This window comes from Mesorhizobium sp. B2-1-1 (assembly GCF_006442975.2).
Lineage (GTDB): Bacteria > Pseudomonadota > Alphaproteobacteria > Rhizobiales > Rhizobiaceae > Mesorhizobium.
In genome coordinates this window covers 1-16,500 of sequence record NZ_CP083954.1, presented here as the reverse complement: position 1 = coordinate 16,500, position 16,500 = coordinate 1, and the positions used below count along the sequence as shown (strand labels likewise).

The following is a 16,500-nucleotide window of genomic DNA, read 5'->3' as shown; positions in this document are numbered from 1 at the left end:
TTGGGCTGGTGTTTTCTTGGGAATTGCACTATATGCGCCGCAGCTTAGCGCTATGACGCTCTGCTTGCACCGGCCCCTGCTGGACGACATCCCGGCTGAGGGCGACCCGTTTCCTCGAACAGATAAGGAAAAACACGATGTCGATTACTGCCGAGCGCAAACAGGAATTGATGACTGAATTCGCAACCGCCAAGGGCGACACCGGGTCTCCGGAAGTTCAGGTAGCCATCCTTTCCGAGCGCATCAAGAACCTGACCGACCATTTCAAGGACCACAAGAAGGATAACCATTCCCGCCGTGGTCTGCTCGCTCTCGTCTCCCAGCGCCGAAGCCTGCTTGATTATCTCAAGCGCAAGGACGACACGCGCTACCAGACGCTGATCGAGAAGCTCGGCCTGCGCCGTTGACGAATTGACCGGCGGGCCTCACAAGGGCCCGCCGGTCGCGCATTTGAGCACCGGACCAATCCGATCTCGAATGCAGGTACTGGAGCGCCGCGCACCCATCCGGATGCCGGACGGACGCTCCAACAAGTTGAGTTTGCGCGTGACGCATTCCACAAGCCGCTGCTTGTGGGGTCATGCGCAGGGCCAGTCGGATCGATTGGCCAAATCCGGTTTCGAGCGTGCAGAGGGCCCCCTCGAAGCCACCCCATGGACGGTCATGGGGCAGGATTGCAGGACGCTCGCGCGGCCATCCGGCCGACATGGATCGAGCTTCCCGTTGTCTTGCCCGTGGCTGCCCGAGAAAGGAAGCCAGGGGAAAGGGCACCCGCGCACGCTGAAACGGCGCGGCCCTTTCCTCATATGAAGGACAAGACATGTTCAATCACCACAAAGTGGAAATCGAATGGGGCGGTCGCCCGCTCATCCTCGAAACCGGCAAGATCGCGCGCCAGGCTGACGGCGCCGTGCTCGCCACCTACGGCGAGACCAAGGTTCTCGCCACGGTCGTTTCGATGAAGGAGCCCAAGCCGGGCCTCGACTTCTTTCCGCTGACCGTCAACTACCAGGAAAAGACCTACGCCGCCGGCAAGATCCCGGGCGGCTATTTCAAGCGTGAAGGTCGTCCGAGCGAAAAGGAAACGCTGGTTTCGCGCCTCATCGACCGCCCGATCCGCCCACTCTTTGCCGACGGCTACAAGAACGACACGCAGATCGTCGTCACCGTCGTCCAGCATGATCTCGAGAACGATCCGGACATCCTGTCGATCGTCGCCACTTCGGCGGCCCTGACCCTGTCGGGCGTGCCCTTCATGGGCCCGATCGGCGGCGCCCGCGTCGGCTACATCAACGGCGAATACGTGCTCAACCCGCATGTCGACGAGATGCAGGAATCCAAGCTCGACCTCATCGTCGCCGGCACCGCCGACGCCGTGCTGATGGTCGAGTCCGAAGCCAAGGAGCTCGGCGAAGACCTGATGCTCGGCGCGGTCATGTTCGGCCATCGCGGTTTCCAGCCGGTGATCGACGCGATCATCAAGCTGGCCGAAGTCGCCGCCAAGGACCCGCGCGACTTCACCGCGCCGGACTATTCCGCTCTCGAAGCCGAGATGCTGAAGATCGTCGGCGACGAGCTTCGCGACGCGTACAAGATCACCGACAAGCAGAAGCGCTATGCCGCCGTGGACGCCGTCAAGGCCAAGGTCAAGGCGGCCTTCGCTCCGGCCGAAGGCGAAGAGCCGAAATATTCCTCCGAGCAGATCGGCAGCGTGTTCAAGGAGCTCCAGGCCAAGGTCGTGCGCTGGAACATTCTCGACACTGGTTCGCGCATTGACGGCCGTGACCTGAAGACCGTGCGCAAGATCGTATCCGAGGTCGGCGTCCTGCCGCGCACCCACGGTTCGGCGCTGTTCACCCGCGGCGAGACCCAGGCGCTGGTCGTCGCCACGCTGGGCACCGGCGAGGACGAGCAGTATGTCGATTCGCTGACCGGCATGTACAAGGAGAAGTTCCTCCTCCACTACAACTTCCCTCCCTATTCCGTCGGCGAGACCGGCCGCATGGGCTCGCCCGGCCGCCGCGAGATCGGCCATGGCAAGCTCGCCTGGCGCGCCATCCGCCCGATGCTGCCGACATCAGACCAGTTCCCCTACACGCTGCGCGTGGTCTCGGAGATCACCGAGTCTAACGGCTCGTCGTCGATGGCAACCGTCTGCGGCACCTCGCTGGCGCTGATGGACGCCGGCGTGCCGCTGGCCAAGCCGGTCGCCGGTATCGCCATGGGCCTGATCAAGGAAGGTGAGCGCTTCGCCGTGCTCTCCGACATCCTGGGCGACGAGGATCACCTCGGCGACATGGATTTCAAGGTCGCCGGCACCGCCAACGGCATCACCTCCTTGCAGATGGACATCAAGATCGAGGGCATCACCGAGGAGATCATGAAGATCGCTCTCGACCAGGCCAAGGACGGTCGCCAGCATATTCTCGGCGAAATGGGCCACGCGCTGTCCGGCGCGCGCGCCGAGCTCGGCGAGTTCGCACCGCGCATCGAGGTCATGCACATCCCGACCGACAAGATCCGCGACGTGATCGGTTCCGGTGGCAAGGTCATCCGCGAGATCGTCGAGAAGACCGGCGCCAAGATCAACATCGAGGATGACGGCACGGTCAAGATCGCTTCGGCGAACGCCAAGGAGATCGAGGCGGCGAAGAAGTGGATCCACACCATCGTCGCCGAGCCGGAAGTCGGCGAAATCTACGAAGGCACGGTCGTCAAGACCGCCGACTTCGGCGCTTTCGTCAACTTCTTCGGCCCGCGTGACGGCCTCGTCCACATCTCGCAGCTTGCCAACGACCGGGTCGCCAAGACTTCGGACGTCGTCAAGGAAGGCGACAAGGTTTGGGTCAAGCTGATGGGCTTCGATGAGCGCGGCAAGGTCCGCCTGTCGATGAAGGTCGTCGACCAGACCACCGGCAAGGAAATCGTTCACGACAAGAAGGCTGAGAGCGAAGAAAACGCCGCCTGAACGGCCTGACCGAAAAATCGAAGCGGGCGCGGCTCATGTCGCGCCCGCTTTCGTTTATGGAGCAAAGGCATGTCTGCCGAACCGCTGAAGACACTTTTCCATCCATTCGAGGCCGAGGCGGTCGCTTTGCCAGGCAAGGGCGAACGGGTGCTTTTTCTAGGGGCCGAATCCGGCTTGCGGACACCGCAGGACTTCGACGCCGAGCTGCACGTGGTGCAAGGCTTTCGGCCGCATTTTCGCGCGCTGCAAGCCGCGGGCTTCACTGTCACCCCGCAAACGCAAGGCGATGGCTTTGACGCCGCGCTGGTGCTCGCGGGCCGCCATCGCGGCCAGAACGAGCTGCGCATCGCGGATGCGCTGGAGCGCGTCACCGAGGGCGGATTGATCGTCATTGCCGGCGGCAAGGATGATGGCATCGCCAGCCTGCGCAAGCGCATGGACGAGCTTGTGCCGCTCGAAGGCCATCTGCCCAAATATCACGGCATCGCCTTCTGGCTTCGCCGGCCGGCCGGGACGGAGACGGCAGCAGCGCTGCGTGCCGCCAATCCCGCCGGGCTGGTCGACGGCCGCTTCAGCACGGCGCCCGGCATGTTTTCCTTCGATCGTGTCGATGCCGGTTCGAAGTTGCTGGCGGACCATCTTCCGGCCGACCTGCGCGGCCATGTCGCCGATTTCTGCGCCGGCTGGGGCTATCTGGCGGCGGAGATGGAAGCGCGTTCGCCCGGCATCTCGGCACTTGATCTCTATGAGGCGGATTTCGCTTCTCTCGAAGCCGCCAAAGCCAATCTTGCCACGGCCAGCCAGTCGGTTGCGAAAGGTTTCTTCTGGACGGACCTGCAGGGGGAGCCGGTCGAGCGTCGCTACGACGCGGTCATCATGAACCCGCCTTTTCACCGCAGCCGCGCGGCCGAACCGGAGATCGGCGCCGGCCTGATCCGGGCAGCGGCAAAGGCGCTGAAGCCGGGAGCACGGCTGTACATGGTGGCGAACCGCCAGCTGCCCTACGAGCCGGTACTGGCCGCCGCCTTCTCCAGCCATGCCGAGCTCGCCCGTGACGGCATGTTCAAGGTTCTTTCCGCGCGTCGCTGACACGCAACGGCGTGACACTCAGTGCAGATTGGCGACGCGCCTCGAATCCTCGATGACATGTCCCTCGCCGGCCATGACCGCAAGCGGCGCCGGCCGGCCGAACAGATAACCTTGCACCACCTCGCAACCGGCTGCCCTGAGCAGTGTCGCCTGGTCCTCTGTCTCGACACCCTCGGCAATGATACTGACGCCGAGTGCTCGCGAGAGGCCGACAATGGTCGATACGACGGCGCCGGAGCTCGAATCCGTATCGATGCGGCTGACGAAGGAGCGGTCGATCTTCAGCTTGCCGAAGGAAAAATCGATCAGGTAGCTGAGATTGGAATAGCCGGTGCCGAAATCGTCGACGGCAACCGAGATGCCCATATCGGCAAGCTCTTTCAGGATGGCGGCGGCGCGGTCGCGGTCCTGCATCATGGCCGTCTCGGTGACTTCCAGCTCCAGCCGCGACGGCTTGATGCCGGTGGTCCGCATCGTGTCGCGCACGAGGCCGATGAAGTCCTTGGTCATGAACTGGACCGGCGAGATGTTGACGGCGACGAAGCAGTCGTCGGGTAAATGGCGGGCGTCGCTGCATGCCTTGCGCAGAACCCATTCGCCGATCGGATTGATCATGCCGGTTTCCTCGGCGATCTGGATGAACTCCAGAGGTGGGATCATGCCGCGTTCTGGATGGTTCCAGCGGATCAGCGCTTCATAGCCGACGATGCGGCCGCTCGGCAGGTCCAGCTGCGGCTGATAGTGAAGGTCGAAATCACCGCGCTCGAATGCGATGTGCAGCTCGGATTCGACCCATTGGCGATGATCGGCGACCCGCCCCATCTCGGTATCGAAGACCGACCAGTTGCCGACTCCCCTGGCGCGCGCATTTTGCAGCGCCAGGTTGGAGCGGCGCAGGATGAGGACCGGGTCGACGCCGTCCTTGGGCATCGCCACGATGCCCACCGACAGGCTCACCGATTGCTGGTGGCTGCTGAGCTCATAGGGCTCCATCATCTCGTCGATGAGCCTCTCCACCATAGCTTCCATCGTTCCCTGAATCTGATGATCGGGAAGCAGCACCGCGAACTCGCCGGCGCCGATGCGCCCGATCTGCACGCGCTCGGTTACGCAGGCCTGCAGCCGCTTGGTGAAGGCGCGGATCAGTTCGTCGCCCTGGCTGTAGCCGATCGCGTCGTTGATCTGCTTGAACCGGTCGATGTCGATGTCGATGAGGAACATCGGGGCCCCGGTGCGGCTCGTCGCGCAGGCTGCCTCGGCGATCTTGCCGACCATCGCCGGACGCGCCAGCAATCCGGTCAGCTTGTCGAACTGGGTTTCGTTGAAGACGAAATCAGCCGATTCATCGACGCCGGCGAAGAAAGACATCGCGGCTCCCGCCGCCGCCAATGCGCAAAGGGCAGCCATGATCGCCACCATCACGTCCGCCGGCATGCCGGCAAAGCCGTCGCCAAGCGCGTGCTTCAGCCCCCAGATGCCGAGAATGAAACTGCCAATGCCCGAACTGGCTATGGTGATCAGCCGGAACACCGGTGTGCGGTTCGGGTTGCTGACGGCAGGCATTGAAAGTCCCCAAATTGCGGGACTCTATAGCCGATAGGCCCTTAAAATGAGTTTCCGCGAATGCATCCAATTTTATTGGAAGGGAATTATTTCTTCGCAGGAGAAAAGACTATTTCGCGTAATGGCCTATTCGCTCGCGCGATCCGTCTGCTTCAGCTCCTCGAGCGTCGGCATGGAAACGATATGATAGCCGGAATCGACATAGTGGATTTCGCCGGTGACGCCGGAAGCGAGGTCGGACAGGAGATAGAGTGCCGAGCCGCCGACCTCGTCGATGGTCACGGTGCGGCGCAGCGGAGAATTGCGCTGCTGGTAAGAGAACATGTGGCGCGCATCGGAAATCCCGGCGCCGGCAAGCGTTCGCACCGGTCCGGCCGATATGCCGTTCACCCTGATGCCGCGCGGGCCGTAATCGTTGGCGAGATAGCGCACGCTGGCCTCGAGGCCGGCCTTGGCGACGCCCATGACGTTATAGTTCGGCATGACGCGCACCGAACCGGCATAGGTCAGGGTGATCATCGATCCGCCATCCTGCATCAGGGCCGCGGCGTGGCGCGCGACCTCGGTGAAGGAATAGCAGGAGATGACCATGGTGCGGATGAAATTGTCGCGGCTGGTGTCGGCGTAGAGGCCCTTGAGCTCATTCTTGTCCGAAAAGCCGATGGCATGGACCACGAAGTCGAGCCCGCCCCAGGCCTTGCCCAAGGTCTCGAAGGTGGCGCGGACCGAGGCGCTGTCCTCGACATCGCAGGGAACCACCAGCGCCGCGCCGAGCTTGTCGGCAAGCGGCTTGACCCGGCGGCCGAAGGCGTCACCCTGGTAGGTGAAGGCAAGTTCGGCCCCATGTTCGGACAGTTTCCGGGCTATGCCCCAGGCGATCGAATGATCGTTGGCGACGCCCATGACAAGCCCGCGCTTGCCCTTCATCAATCCGTCCATGATCGCCAATCCTCGTGGAAAAAACGTGGCCTTATGCGGAATAGCGCTGGAAAACCAGCGTTGCGTTGGTGCCACCAAAGCCGAAGGAATTGGACAAAACGGTGTCGATCCTGGCGTTGTCGATGCGCTTTCGCACCACCGGCATACCCTCGAATTCGGGGTCGAGAGTCTCGATATGGGCGCTTTCGCCGATGAAACCGCCTTGCATCATCAGGATCGAATAGATGGATTCCTGCACGCCGGCCGCGCCCAGCGAATGGCCCGTCAGCGATTTGGTCGAGGTGATGAAGGGCATCTTCTCGCCGAACACCTCGCGGATCGCGCCCATTTCGCGGGAATCCCCCACCGGCGTCGAGGTGCCATGGGTGTTGATGTAGTCGACCGGGGTGGTGACGGTCGCCAGCGCCTGCCGCATGCAGCGGACCGCGCCTTCGCCCGAGGGCGCAACCATGTCGAAGCCGTCCGAGGTGGCGCCGTAGCCGACGATCTCTGCATAGATCTTGGCGCCGCGCGCCTTGGCATGCTCCAGTTCCTCGAGCACCAGCACGCCGGCGCCGCCGGCGATGACGAAGCCGTCGCGATCGACGTCATAGGCGCGGGAAGCGGCAGATGCCCTGTCATTGTACTTCGACGACATGGCGCCCATGGCGTCGAACAGGTCCGACATCGTCCAGTCGAGATCTTCGTGGCCGCCGGCGAACACCATGTCCTGCTTGCCCCACTGGATCAGTTCGTAGCCATTGCCGATGCAATGCGCCGAGGTCGAACAGGCCGACGAGATCGAATAGTTGACGCCGTGGATCTTGAACCAGGTGGCCAGCGTCGCCGACGCGGTCGACGACATCGCCTTCGGCACCGCGAACGGGCCGATGCGCTTGGGGCTGCCATTCTTGAGCGTGGTTTCGGCCGCCTCGACGATGGTGCGGGTGGAAGGCCCGCCCGAGCCCATGACGATGCCGGTGCGCTCATTGGTGATGTCGCTCTCGCCAAGGCCGGCATCGGCGATCGCCTGGTCCATGGCGACATGGTTCCAGGCCGCTCCCTGGCTCAGGAAGCGCATTGCGCGGCGATCGATCATGGCGCTGGGATCGAGCGTCGGCGCGCCCCAGACCTGGCAGCGGAAGCCGTGCTCGGCGAAGGAGTCGGAGAAGCTGATGCCGGATTTGGCGTCATGCAGCGAGGCTTGCACCTCGTTAGCATTGTTGCCGATCGACGACACGATGCCGAGGCCTGTGACTACGACACGTCTCATTCGCAACTCCTTCCAGGAATGCTGGCCACGAAGTCGGCCAGGGCGACGGTCAAGCGACCGCCGACTGCTTGGACAGACCGACTTTCAGGTCCGTTGCCGCGTATATGGGTTCGCCGTCCGCCTTTAGCCAACCATCGGCGATGCCCAGCACCAGCCGGCCACGCATCACACGTTTGAATTCCACGCCATACTCGACCTTTTTAACCGAGGGCGTGACCATTCCCTTGAACTTGACCTCGCCGGTCGACAGCGCCATGCCTTTGCCGGGTTCGCCCAGCCAGCCGAGATAGAAACCCGTCAGCTGCCACAGGGCATCGAGGCCCAGGCATCCAGGCATGATGGGATTGCCGATGAAATGGCAGGCAAAGAACCACAGGTCCGGCTTGATGTCGAATTCGGCGCGGATGAAGCCCTTGTCGAAAGCCCCGCCTGTTTCGCTGATCTCGGTGATGCGGTCAAACATCAGCATCGGCGGGTAAGGCAACTGGGCATTGCCCGGTCCGAACAGCTCGCCGCGGGCGCAGGCCAGCAATTCTTCGTAGTCGTAGCTGGATTTCGAACCCGCCATCAATCTCGTTCCCATATGTCCCGGGCGCTGGCGCGCCCTTGTCGTTGGTGTCCTAACACAATCTGTTTCAGGCCGGAAACCGGCGTTTGCGCTTAACCCGCCAGTCTTGCCGGGTCAATGCGCGCTATTGATCGCATCCGGACGACAGAATATATGTCGAAAGGGGTCCGGTTTCGGCAGACATCCATTTTTTTGCCATTCTGGACGTGTCTTGAGGCGGAACTGTGAGCTTGGACGACCAGATGGACCGGGGCTGCCGGAAGGAAAATGTCGCTGTGGACAAGCGGGTTCGTGAAGCCGGCCTGAGGCCGACACGGCAGCGCATTGCGCTTGCCGACCTGCTTTTCGCCAAGGGCGACCGCCATCTGTCGGCCGAGGAACTGCACGAGGAGGCCGTCGCCGCCGGCGTGCCGGTGTCGCTGGCCACCGTCTACAACGCCCTTCACCAATTCACCCAGGCGGGACTCCTGCGCATTCTGGCTGTCGAGGGCGCCAAAACCTATTTCGACACCAACACCTCCGATCATCACCATTTCTATATCGAAGGCGAAAACCGGATTTTCGACATCGCCAATGGTCCGGTCACCGTCACCAACCTACCGGAACCACCCGAGGGGATGGAGATCGCCAATGTCGACATCGTGGTGAGACTGCGCCCCAAACGCGCCGAATGACCGACGGTCAGGCACGTATGCACGGCCGGGCACGTATGCACGGCCAGGCACGTATGAACGGCCGGGAATGAAACCCCTCGATCTGGCTGTCCGGCTGGAATGGGCCGCTGTCGCGGTGTCCGCTATCGTCTTTTATGCACTCGCCGGTGCGTCCTGGCGGTTGTTCGCCTTGTTGATCCTGGCGCCTGATCTGTCCATGTTCGGCTATCTCGCCGGGCCGCGCGTCGGCGCCGCCTGCTACAATGCCTTCCACATCTTGGTCCCACCGGTGTTTTTGGTGCTTGCCGGCAGCCTGTTCGGCAATGCAGCCGCTCTAGCGGTTGCATTGATCTGGATCGCCCACATCGCTATCGATCGCGCGCTGGGTTACGGCTTGAAGCTGTCGAGCAGCTTTCAGGATACCCATCTCGGCCGCATCGGCCGCTAAACGGTCCGGCCTGCGGTTCAAACGAGTCGCGGCAAGGCCAAAAATCAGTCCTTGACCCGTTCGCCGGGATAGGCGCCCCAGACGACGGATTGGGCGAGCCAGCCGGTGTGGCCATCGAGCGTCATTTCGCACCACTGGCCGTCGCAGGATTTGATCGTGCCCATGACACCCGGCTCGACGATCGCCACCACGCTGGCGTCCTTTTCGGGGCTCCTGAGGAGATTGATCTGGGCGCCCTTGCCGCGCTGCCACGGCGCCACGATCGCCGTGCGCCGGCCCGAAAGCAGCGACTGGTTGATCCAACCTTCCGAACCGTCGGCGTCGCGCACGCGGCGCCATGTGTCGAATTCCTGGATGATCTCCATCGGCAGGCCTGCCTTCAGATACATCCAGTCGACCGAGTAGTTGGCGCCCGGCCCGACACGCGAATTGACGCGGCCGGATTTCAGGCTGACGAATCGTGGCAGCGGCAGGCCGCTCGGCCCGAGCGTGACGACGCTCTGGGCGGGGGCTGCTGCACCTTGCGCGCACAGTTGGGGTGAATAGAGCAGAGCGCCGAGAAATGCTGCGCTGAGGGTCAGGCGAAGCGACGCGAAACCAGACACTTTCGTTCCTTTCGGCGCTGGCCTGCCGGCCCCGGCGCCCCTTTTTCTTTGTCTTCGGCGGCACCGCTTGGTACATGGGTAAATCGGCTACCGCGACCGGCTTCCAGTTTCGCCGGTCTTGGTTAAAGAGGTCTCAACGAGGGAAACAATGGCAGGCAAAAAGAAGCCTCTCGTGGTCATCACGCGAAAACTGCCCGACCCTGTCGAGACCCGCATGCGCGAGCTGTTCGACGCAAGGCTGAACGTCGAGGACAGGCCGATGACGCAACCGGAACTGGTCGCGGCGGTCAAGGAGGCCGACGTGCTGGTGCCGACGGTGACCGACCGCATCGACGCGGCATTGATCGCCCAGGCCGGCGAAAACCTCAAGCTGATCGCCAATTTCGGCAATGGCGTCGACAAGATCGACGTGGCGGCCGCGGCCAAGAAAGGCATCACCGTAACCAACACGCCCAACGTGCTGACCGAGGATACGGCCGACATGACGATGGCGCTGATGCTGGCGGTGCCGCGCCGGCTGGCGGAGGGCGCCAATGTACTCACCGGCGACAAGAAATGGGCCGGCTGGTCGCCGACATGGATGCTTGGCCGGCGCATCTGGGGCAAACGGCTCGGCATTGTCGGGATGGGGCGTATCGGCACCGCCGTTGCCAGGCGTGCCAAGGCTTTCGGCCTCTCCATCCACTATCACAACCGCCATCGCGTGCTGCAGGCGGTCGAGGACGGGCTGGAGGCGACCTATTGGGAAAGCCTCGATCAGATGCTGGCCCGCATGGACATCATCTCGGTCAACTGCCCCTCGACGCCGGCGACCTTCCATCTGCTTTCGGCGCGGCGGCTGGCGCTGCTCCAGCCCACCGCCTATATCGTCAACACCGCGCGCGGTGACATCATCGACGAGGAGGCGCTGGTCAAGCTGATTCAGGATGGCAGGATCGCTGGCGCCGGACTCGACGTCTACGAGCACGAGCCCGCATTGAACGGAAAACTGCTCAAGCTCGCGACCAAGGGCAAGGTCGTGCTTTTGCCGCATATGGGGTCGGCGACGCTCGAGGGCCGCATCGACATGGGCGAGAAGGTGATCATCAACATCCGCGCCTTCGTCGACGGCCACCGCCCGCCGGATCGCGTGCTGCCGCTCAGGACCTGAGCGGCTTCGCAACATAATGTAAGTGGAAGCTTACGAAACAGTCTTGCGCATGGTGACCGAAGTCGGTCGCGCATAACCTTCATGCGCCGTTCTCACGGTCTCGCGAAAACCGAGCCGGGCAAAGGCTGCCTGGTTCCCAGCCAGCTCGATTCGCGTCTGCAGCTCGATTGCGGCCTTGCCGCGGCTGCGGGCAAAATCCTGGACGGCTTGCATCAACAACCTGCCGATGCCCTGGCCCTGACAGTCCGGCGTGACGGCGAGCTTGCCGACATAGAGGTGGTCGGTTCGTTCCAGGGCGAAGATGCAGCCGACGATCCTGTTGCCGCTGAGCGCCAGCATGCCGGTCTCGCGGCGGGCTTTGTCGCGCAAGGTTTCCGCGGTGAGCAGGTGCGCCGAGGACGGCGGGTCGATGATGCCGTCCATGAAGGCGAATGCGCGCAGGATCAGGGCGAGCACTTCGTTCCAGCGGTCGAAATCGGCCGGAATCCGGGTGATGGCGATATCGGCAGTGCGCGTCAACGTCAGTTTCGTCTCTTGTAGCGGATGGTCTCGAAACGCGCGGCCAGCGCGTCATAGAGCAGCAGTCGTCCGATCAGCGGCTCGCCAATGCCGGTGATCAGCTTGATGGCTTCCATCGCCTGCAACGTGCCAATCACCCCAGTCAGCACGCCAAGCACCCCGGCCTCGGCACAGGACGGCACCAGACCCGGCGGTGGGGCCTCCGGGAAGAGGTCGCGGTAGCCGGGGTTGGAGGTGCCGTCCCTATCGGCTTGGAACGGCATCAGCACGGTCACGGAGCCATCGAAACGGCCCACGGCGGCGTGCACCAGCGGCTTTCCCTCCGCCGCGCAGGCATCGGCCACGACATAGCGCGTCTCGAAATTGTCGGACCCGTCGACGACCACGTTGTAACGGGCGACGAGGGCTTGGGCATTGTCCGCGGTCAGGCGCAATGTGTGGATTTCGACAGCGGTGTTGGGATTGATGCGGGCGATTGCCGCCTTGGCGCTGTGGGTTTTCAGCATGCCGACAGTGTCCGTGCCGTGAATCACCTGCCGCTGCAGGTTGGAGAGCGAAACCGTGTCGTCGTCGATCACGCCGAGCGTGCCGACGCCGGCTGCGGCAAGATATTCAAGCACTGGTGCGCCCAATCCGCCGGCGCCGATGACCAGCACCTGCGCGCGCTTCAGGCGCTGCTGGCCGGCGCCGCCAATTTCGGGCAGCACGATGTGGCGGGCATAGCGTTCGAGTTCTTCGTCGGTGAGGGCGGTGGCGATCATGGCTCGACCATATAGCGGGAGAAAAACCTTGTCAGGTGCTCACACAGCCATCGGCGCGACCGTGCCGTGATCCACGATCAGGAACTGCGCCCGGCCCGCCAGGCTGGAAAACAGCGCAGCATCGGTTCCCGTCATGAAAGCCTGGCAGTTCAATTCCTCCAGGATCGAGAACAGCGCCGCACGCCGGCCACCATCGAGATGTGCCGCGATCTCGTCGAGCAGCAGGATTGGCGTCAAGCCGGACATCTCGCCGGTCAATCTGGCATGCGACAGGACAATGCCGACAAGCAAGGCTTTCTGTTCGCCGGTCGAACACAGCGCCGCCGGCATCGCCTTGGGTCGGTGCCGGACCACGAGATCGGAGCGGTGCGGGCCCTCGAGCGTGCGCCCGGCGGCGCGGTCGCGGTCGCGGCCCCCGGCGAGCGTGCGGCGGAACCGCTCCTCGACGTCGACAGCCGGCATGGTGGCGATCTCGGCTTCCAGATCGCCCGACAGGCCGATATCGGCCTGCGGAAACGGGCCGCTGTCGGGCAGCCTGTCGATCATGGCGGCCAGAAGGCGCACCATTTCGGCGCGCGCCGCGGCGATCGCCACGCCCGTCTCGGCCATCTGCATCTCGATCGCCTCGAACCAGCTCAAATCCCGCGAACCTTCCGTCAGCAACCGGTTCCGGCCGCGCATCGCCTTTTCATAGTCGAGGGCGCGCTGTCCGTGGCCTGGATCGATCGCCAGCACCAGCCGGTCGAGAAAGCGCCGGCGGTCCGCGGCCGGTCCGGTGAACAGAGCATCCATGGCCGGCGTCAGCCACACGACGCGCAGCCATTCCAGCATGTCCTCGGCGGATCGCGCCGTGGCGCCGTTGATGCGCACCCGTCTGCCGCCCTCGCCAAGACTGTCGCCACCCGAAATGCCCGTCCCTATCTCGACTTGGCCGTCAGGTCCGTCGAGCCGTGCGTGCAGCGCAAAGCCGCCGTCACCGCCCTCACGCGCGACGTCCGCGTAAGGCGCGCGGCGCAGGCCGCGGCCCGGCGTCAACAGGGAAATCGCTTCCAGCAGATTGGTTTTGCCAGCGCCATTGTCACCGGAAAACACCACCGCGCCCGGCTCAAGCTCGACCGACAGCGCCGCATAGTTGCGGAAATTGGTAAGTGTAAGCTTACTTATATGGGTTTGTGCCGGCAACCGCTACTGCTCTACACCCGCATCGGCATCAGCACATAAAGCGCGGTTTCATCGGCCATGTCGTGGATCAGCGTTGGCGAACCGGCGTCGGCCAACATGAACCGGGCCTCTGAACCGGTCAATTGTGCGGCAACGTCGAGCAGGTACTTGGCGTTGAAGCCGATCTCGATCGGGTCGGCTGAATAGTCGGCGGCCAACTCCTCGGTGGCGCTGCCCGAATCCGGATTGTTGACCGCAAGCGTCACCTGGCCCTCACTGATCGAAAGCTTCACCGCGCGCCCGCGTTCGGAGGAGATGGTCGAGACGCGGTCGACGGCGGCCGCGAAGCTCTGGCGGTCGATGATCAGCTTCTTGTCGTTGCCGGTGGGAATGACCCGCTGATAATCGGGGAAGGTGCCGTCGATCAGCTTGGAAGTCAGGATGACGCTGCCGATGGTGAAGCGGATCTTGGTGTCCGACAGTTCGGTGGTGACCGCCACGTCGGGATCATCGACCAGCTTCTGCAATTCGCTGACCGTCTTGCGCGGTATGATGATGCCTGGCATGCCTTCGGAACCCGCCGGCGCGTCGATCTCGGCGCGCGCCAGGCGATGGCCGTCGGTCGCCACCGAGCGCAGCTTCAGCTTGCCGCCGACCTCATGTGTGTGAAGATAGATGCCGTTGAGATAATAGCGCGTCTCCTCGGTGGAGATGGCGAACTGGGTCTTCTCGATCAGCCCCTTGAGCGCGACCGAGTCGAGCCGGAAGATATGCGAGAAGGATCCGGCCGAAAGCTCGGGGAAGTCCGATTGCGGCAGGCATTGCAGTCGGAAGCTCGAGCGGCCGGAGGTCACCGTCATGGCGTTGCCGTCCTCGTCCGTCTTCAGCATCACCTCGGCACCGTCGGAAAGCTTGCGCACGATGTCGTAGAGCAGATGCGCCGGAACCGTTGTCGCGCCACCCCGCTCGACCTTGGCCGGCGTCGCTTCCGTCACCTCCAGGTCGAGGTCGGTGGCCTTCATTTCCAGGCTGGCGCCTTCGGCGCTGAGCAGCACGTTGGACAGGATCGGTATGGTGTTGCGCCGTTCGACCACGCGGTGGACGTGGTTGAGCGACTTCAGGAGATTTGACCGTTCCAGGATAACACGCATGACGAACCAGGCTCGCTTGAATGAATGAGCGGGTCTCCGGCTGGCGGCGTCCCGCGAAAGGTCTGAACAGGCTTCAGAATCTGCGTAAACTGACAGGAAAAAACCAGCAAACGCAAGCCCGCGCGACCGGTTCGGGCCGGCTACGCGGGCTTTCTGGGGATAAAGGCGGCGAAGCACGCCGCCAGGCGTTTTCGAACGGCTCAGGCCTGGTCGTTGATCAACCGTCTCAACAGTTCCAGTTCCTGCGCCAGCGTGTTGTCGCCGCCGGAAAGATCCTCGATCTTGCGCACTGCGTGCAGCACCGTTGTGTGGTCGCGGCCGCCGAAGCGCCGCCCGATCTCGGGCAGCGAGCGCGGCGTCATCACCTTGGACAGATACATGGCGACCTGCCTCGGCTTGACGATGGTGCGCGTGCGCCTGTTGGACAGCAACTCGGTCTTCGACACATTGTAGTGCCGCGCGACGATGCGCTGAATATCCTCGATACGGACCCGCTTCGGCTCGCCGGTGCGGTAGATATGGCCGAGGATCTCGTCGATGCGATCGATGGTGATCTGCGGCTCGAACGACTGGCGGAACAGGAGTTGATTGAAGGCGCCTTCCAGTTCGCGGCCGCTGCCGGTCACCGTGCGGGCGACGTGATTGAGGATCTCGTCGGAGATGTCGAGGGAAGCGTCGTCGTGCCTGGCGGTGGCGAGGCGCAGCTTGAGCATGCCCAGGCGCATGGCGAAATCGGGGGCCGACATTTCGAGCGCGACGCCGCCATTGAGGCGCGAGCGGACCCGCGGTTCGAGGGATTCCAGTTCCGACGGGGGCCGGTCGGCGGCGACGACGACCTGCTTGGCGCTGTCGAGCAGCATGTTGATCAGATGGCAGAATTCGTGCTGGATCGACTTGCCCTGCAGGAATTGCATGTCGTCGATGATGAGCAGGTCGATATCGCGAAGCTGTTCCTTGAGCGTCAAGGCATTGTTGTCGCGGATCGCGGTGGCGAAGCGCCACATGAAATATTCCGCCGTCAGGTAGACGACGCGCGATTTCGGGTTCTGCTTCAGCGATTCCGCGGCGATAGCCTGCAACAAATGGGTCTTGCCGAGGCCGACCGTCGCATGAAGGAAGAGCGGGTTGAAGCGCACCGCGCTCGACTGCGATTCCGCCACGGCCTTGGCCGCGGCGAAGGCCACCCGGTTCGACGGCCCTTCGATGAAAGAGGCGAACGTGTAACGCGGATCGAGCGGCGATCCCAGCACATTGTGGCGGAACTCGCTCTCGGCCGGCATGCCCGGGCGCGGCGCCGGAGCCCGCTCCAGCCTGCCGGGGCTTACGGTGCCGGCGGCCAGCGCCGTCTGCGTTTGTCGCGTCATCTTGCGCGCCGGCGCCAATTCCGGTTCGGCATGGCTGCGTCCCTGTCGGGTGGCTGTGCGCACGATGATCTCGATCTTGAGGATCTCCGGATCCTCGTGCTTCCAAAGCTCGCAGATAAGGTCGAGATAATGGCCGTTGATCCACGAGCGCAGGAAGGCAGTGGGCACCGAAATGCGAACGATGCCCTTTGAAGCCTCCGCGACCTTCATGCGCCCGAACCAGCTCGAATAGACTTCGGTTCCCAAGCGCGCCTTCAACTGGGCCTTGACCCGGTCGAACTTCTGTTCCGCGTCGCTGGAAGCCGCCAT

At 63.4% G+C, this 16,500-nt stretch carries 16 protein-coding genes; 6 read left to right on the top strand and 10 right to left on the bottom strand.

All coding sequences use genetic code 11. The annotated features are described in order from the left end of the window. Window positions 1-95: 95 nt before the first annotated feature. The 3 genes from rpsO to FJ972_RS00070 all read left to right on the top strand — a co-directional run bounded on the left by rpsO (window position 96) and on the right by FJ972_RS00070 (window position 4,057). Entirely contained in the window at window positions 96-407 is a 312-nt protein-coding gene (gene rpsO, locus FJ972_RS00080) for a 30S ribosomal protein S15 (RefSeq protein ID WP_281405124.1), read from the top strand. A gap of 413 nt (window positions 408-820) precedes the next feature. Then, window positions 821-2,968: a polyribonucleotide nucleotidyltransferase gene (gene pnp / locus FJ972_RS00075; protein WP_140523880.1), complete on the top strand. Its 2,148-nt coding sequence runs from the start codon at window positions 821-823 to the stop codon at window positions 2,966-2,968. A gap of 69 nt (window positions 2,969-3,037) precedes the next feature. Beyond that, a complete protein-coding gene (locus FJ972_RS00070; protein WP_140523882.1) occupies window positions 3,038-4,057 on the top strand; it encodes a class I SAM-dependent methyltransferase in 1,020 nt (339 codons plus the stop codon). A gap of 18 nt (window positions 4,058-4,075) precedes the next feature. On the opposite strand, the gene FJ972_RS00065 is transcribed toward FJ972_RS00070, so the two are convergent. The 4 genes from FJ972_RS00065 to fabA form a co-directional block, all read right to left on the bottom strand. Beyond that, window positions 4,076-5,620: a putative bifunctional diguanylate cyclase/phosphodiesterase gene (locus FJ972_RS00065; RefSeq protein ID WP_140523885.1), complete on the bottom strand. Its 1,545-nt coding sequence runs from the start codon at window positions 5,618-5,620 to the stop codon at window positions 4,076-4,078. A gap of 126 nt (window positions 5,621-5,746) precedes the next feature. Then, window positions 5,747-6,559, bottom strand: coding sequence for an enoyl-ACP reductase FabI (gene fabI, locus FJ972_RS00060; RefSeq protein WP_140496772.1), 813 nt, complete (start codon window positions 6,557-6,559; stop codon window positions 5,747-5,749). Between the two features lie 31 nt (window positions 6,560-6,590). Beyond that, window positions 6,591-7,811 carry a beta-ketoacyl-ACP synthase I gene (fabB, locus tag FJ972_RS00055; protein ID WP_140496770.1) on the bottom strand — a complete coding sequence of 407 codons (1,221 nt, stop codon included), beginning with the start codon at window positions 7,809-7,811 and terminating at the stop codon, window positions 6,591-6,593. 49 nt (window positions 7,812-7,860) lie between these two features. Beyond that, on the bottom strand, window positions 7,861-8,379 hold the full coding sequence (gene fabA / locus FJ972_RS00050) for a 3-hydroxyacyl-[acyl-carrier-protein] dehydratase FabA (protein WP_140496768.1): 519 nt from the start codon (window positions 8,377-8,379) through the stop codon (window positions 7,861-7,863). Window positions 8,380-8,621: 242 nt separating this feature from the next. Between fabA and irrA the strand changes: the two genes are divergently transcribed. Together irrA and FJ972_RS00040 are read left to right on the top strand one after the other, a co-directional pair. Continuing rightward, the gene (gene irrA, locus FJ972_RS00045) at window positions 8,622-9,053 is read left to right on the top strand and encodes an iron response transcriptional regulator IrrA (RefSeq protein ID WP_181165297.1); all 432 of its coding nucleotides are present in this window, start codon (window positions 8,622-8,624) and stop codon (window positions 9,051-9,053) included. A 67-nt stretch (window positions 9,054-9,120) separates the two neighbouring features. Continuing rightward, a complete protein-coding gene (locus FJ972_RS00040) occupies window positions 9,121-9,480 on the top strand; it encodes a DUF4260 domain-containing protein (protein ID WP_140496764.1) in 360 nt (119 codons plus the stop codon). A gap of 44 nt (window positions 9,481-9,524) precedes the next feature. Here FJ972_RS00040 and FJ972_RS00035 read toward each other — a convergent pair whose 3' ends face one another. Further along, complete coding sequence (locus tag FJ972_RS00035; protein ID WP_140496762.1) at window positions 9,525-10,085, bottom strand: SH3 domain-containing protein; 561 nt, start codon at window positions 10,083-10,085, stop codon at window positions 9,525-9,527. A gap of 148 nt (window positions 10,086-10,233) precedes the next feature. Between FJ972_RS00035 and FJ972_RS00030 the strand changes: the two genes are divergently transcribed. Further along, complete coding sequence (locus FJ972_RS00030; protein WP_140496760.1) at window positions 10,234-11,235, top strand: 2-hydroxyacid dehydrogenase; 1,002 nt, start codon at window positions 10,234-10,236, stop codon at window positions 11,233-11,235. 30 nt (window positions 11,236-11,265) lie between these two features. Here FJ972_RS00030 and FJ972_RS00025 read toward each other — a convergent pair whose 3' ends face one another. The 5 genes from FJ972_RS00025 to dnaA all read right to left on the bottom strand — a co-directional run bounded on the left by FJ972_RS00025 (window position 11,266) and on the right by dnaA (window position 16,500). Further along, window positions 11,266-11,754: a GNAT family N-acetyltransferase gene (locus FJ972_RS00025; RefSeq protein WP_224680784.1), complete on the bottom strand. Its 489-nt coding sequence runs from the start codon at window positions 11,752-11,754 to the stop codon at window positions 11,266-11,268. A gap of 2 nt (window positions 11,755-11,756) precedes the next feature. After that, window positions 11,757-12,515: a molybdopterin-synthase adenylyltransferase MoeB gene (locus FJ972_RS00020; RefSeq protein WP_140523888.1), complete on the bottom strand. Its 759-nt coding sequence runs from the start codon at window positions 12,513-12,515 to the stop codon at window positions 11,757-11,759. 39 nt (window positions 12,516-12,554) lie between these two features. After that, on the bottom strand, window positions 12,555-13,697 hold the full coding sequence (recF, locus tag FJ972_RS00015) for a DNA replication/repair protein RecF (RefSeq protein WP_140523890.1): 1,143 nt from the start codon (window positions 13,695-13,697) through the stop codon (window positions 12,555-12,557). A gap of 11 nt (window positions 13,698-13,708) precedes the next feature. Next, window positions 13,709-14,827 carry a DNA polymerase III subunit beta gene (dnaN, locus tag FJ972_RS00010; protein ID WP_140496751.1) on the bottom strand — a complete coding sequence of 373 codons (1,119 nt, stop codon included), beginning with the start codon at window positions 14,825-14,827 and terminating at the stop codon, window positions 13,709-13,711. Window positions 14,828-15,027: 200 nt separating this feature from the next. Further along, on the bottom strand, window positions 15,028-16,500 hold the full coding sequence (gene dnaA / locus FJ972_RS00005; protein WP_413466310.1) for a chromosomal replication initiator protein DnaA: 1,473 nt from the start codon (window positions 16,498-16,500) through the stop codon (window positions 15,028-15,030).

Bases quoted from the DNA above. Each gene is read 5' to 3' on its own strand.
- FJ972_RS00070 (WP_140523882.1), top strand. From the start codon at position 3,038: ATGTCTGCCGAACCGCTGAAGACACTTTTCCATCCATTCGAGGCCGAG.
- fabB (WP_140496770.1), bottom strand. From the start codon at position 7,811: ATGAGACGTGTCGTAGTCACAGGCCTCGGCATCGTGTCGTCGATCGGC.
- pnp (WP_140523880.1), top strand. From the start codon at position 821: ATGTTCAATCACCACAAAGTGGAAATCGAATGGGGCGGTCGCCCGCTC.
- FJ972_RS00065 (WP_140523885.1), bottom strand. From the start codon at position 5,620: ATGCCTGCCGTCAGCAACCCGAACCGCACACCGGTGTTCCGGCTGATC.
- FJ972_RS00030 (WP_140496760.1), top strand. From the start codon at position 10,234: ATGGCAGGCAAAAAGAAGCCTCTCGTGGTCATCACGCGAAAACTGCCC.
- fabI (WP_140496772.1), bottom strand. From the start codon at position 6,559: ATGGACGGATTGATGAAGGGCAAGCGCGGGCTTGTCATGGGCGTCGCC.
- FJ972_RS00020 (WP_140523888.1), bottom strand. From the start codon at position 12,515: ATGATCGCCACCGCCCTCACCGACGAAGAACTCGAACGCTATGCCCGC.
- dnaN (WP_140496751.1), bottom strand. From the start codon at position 14,827: ATGCGTGTTATCCTGGAACGGTCAAATCTCCTGAAGTCGCTCAACCAC.
- fabA (WP_140496768.1), bottom strand. From the start codon at position 8,379: ATGGCGGGTTCGAAATCCAGCTACGACTACGAAGAATTGCTGGCCTGC.
- FJ972_RS00040 (WP_140496764.1), top strand. From the start codon at position 9,121: ATGAAACCCCTCGATCTGGCTGTCCGGCTGGAATGGGCCGCTGTCGCG.
- dnaA (WP_413466310.1), bottom strand. From the start codon at position 16,500: ATGGCGGCTTCCAGCGACGCGGAACAGAAGTTCGACCGGGTCAAGGCC.
- irrA (WP_181165297.1), top strand. From the start codon at position 8,622: ATGGACCGGGGCTGCCGGAAGGAAAATGTCGCTGTGGACAAGCGGGTT.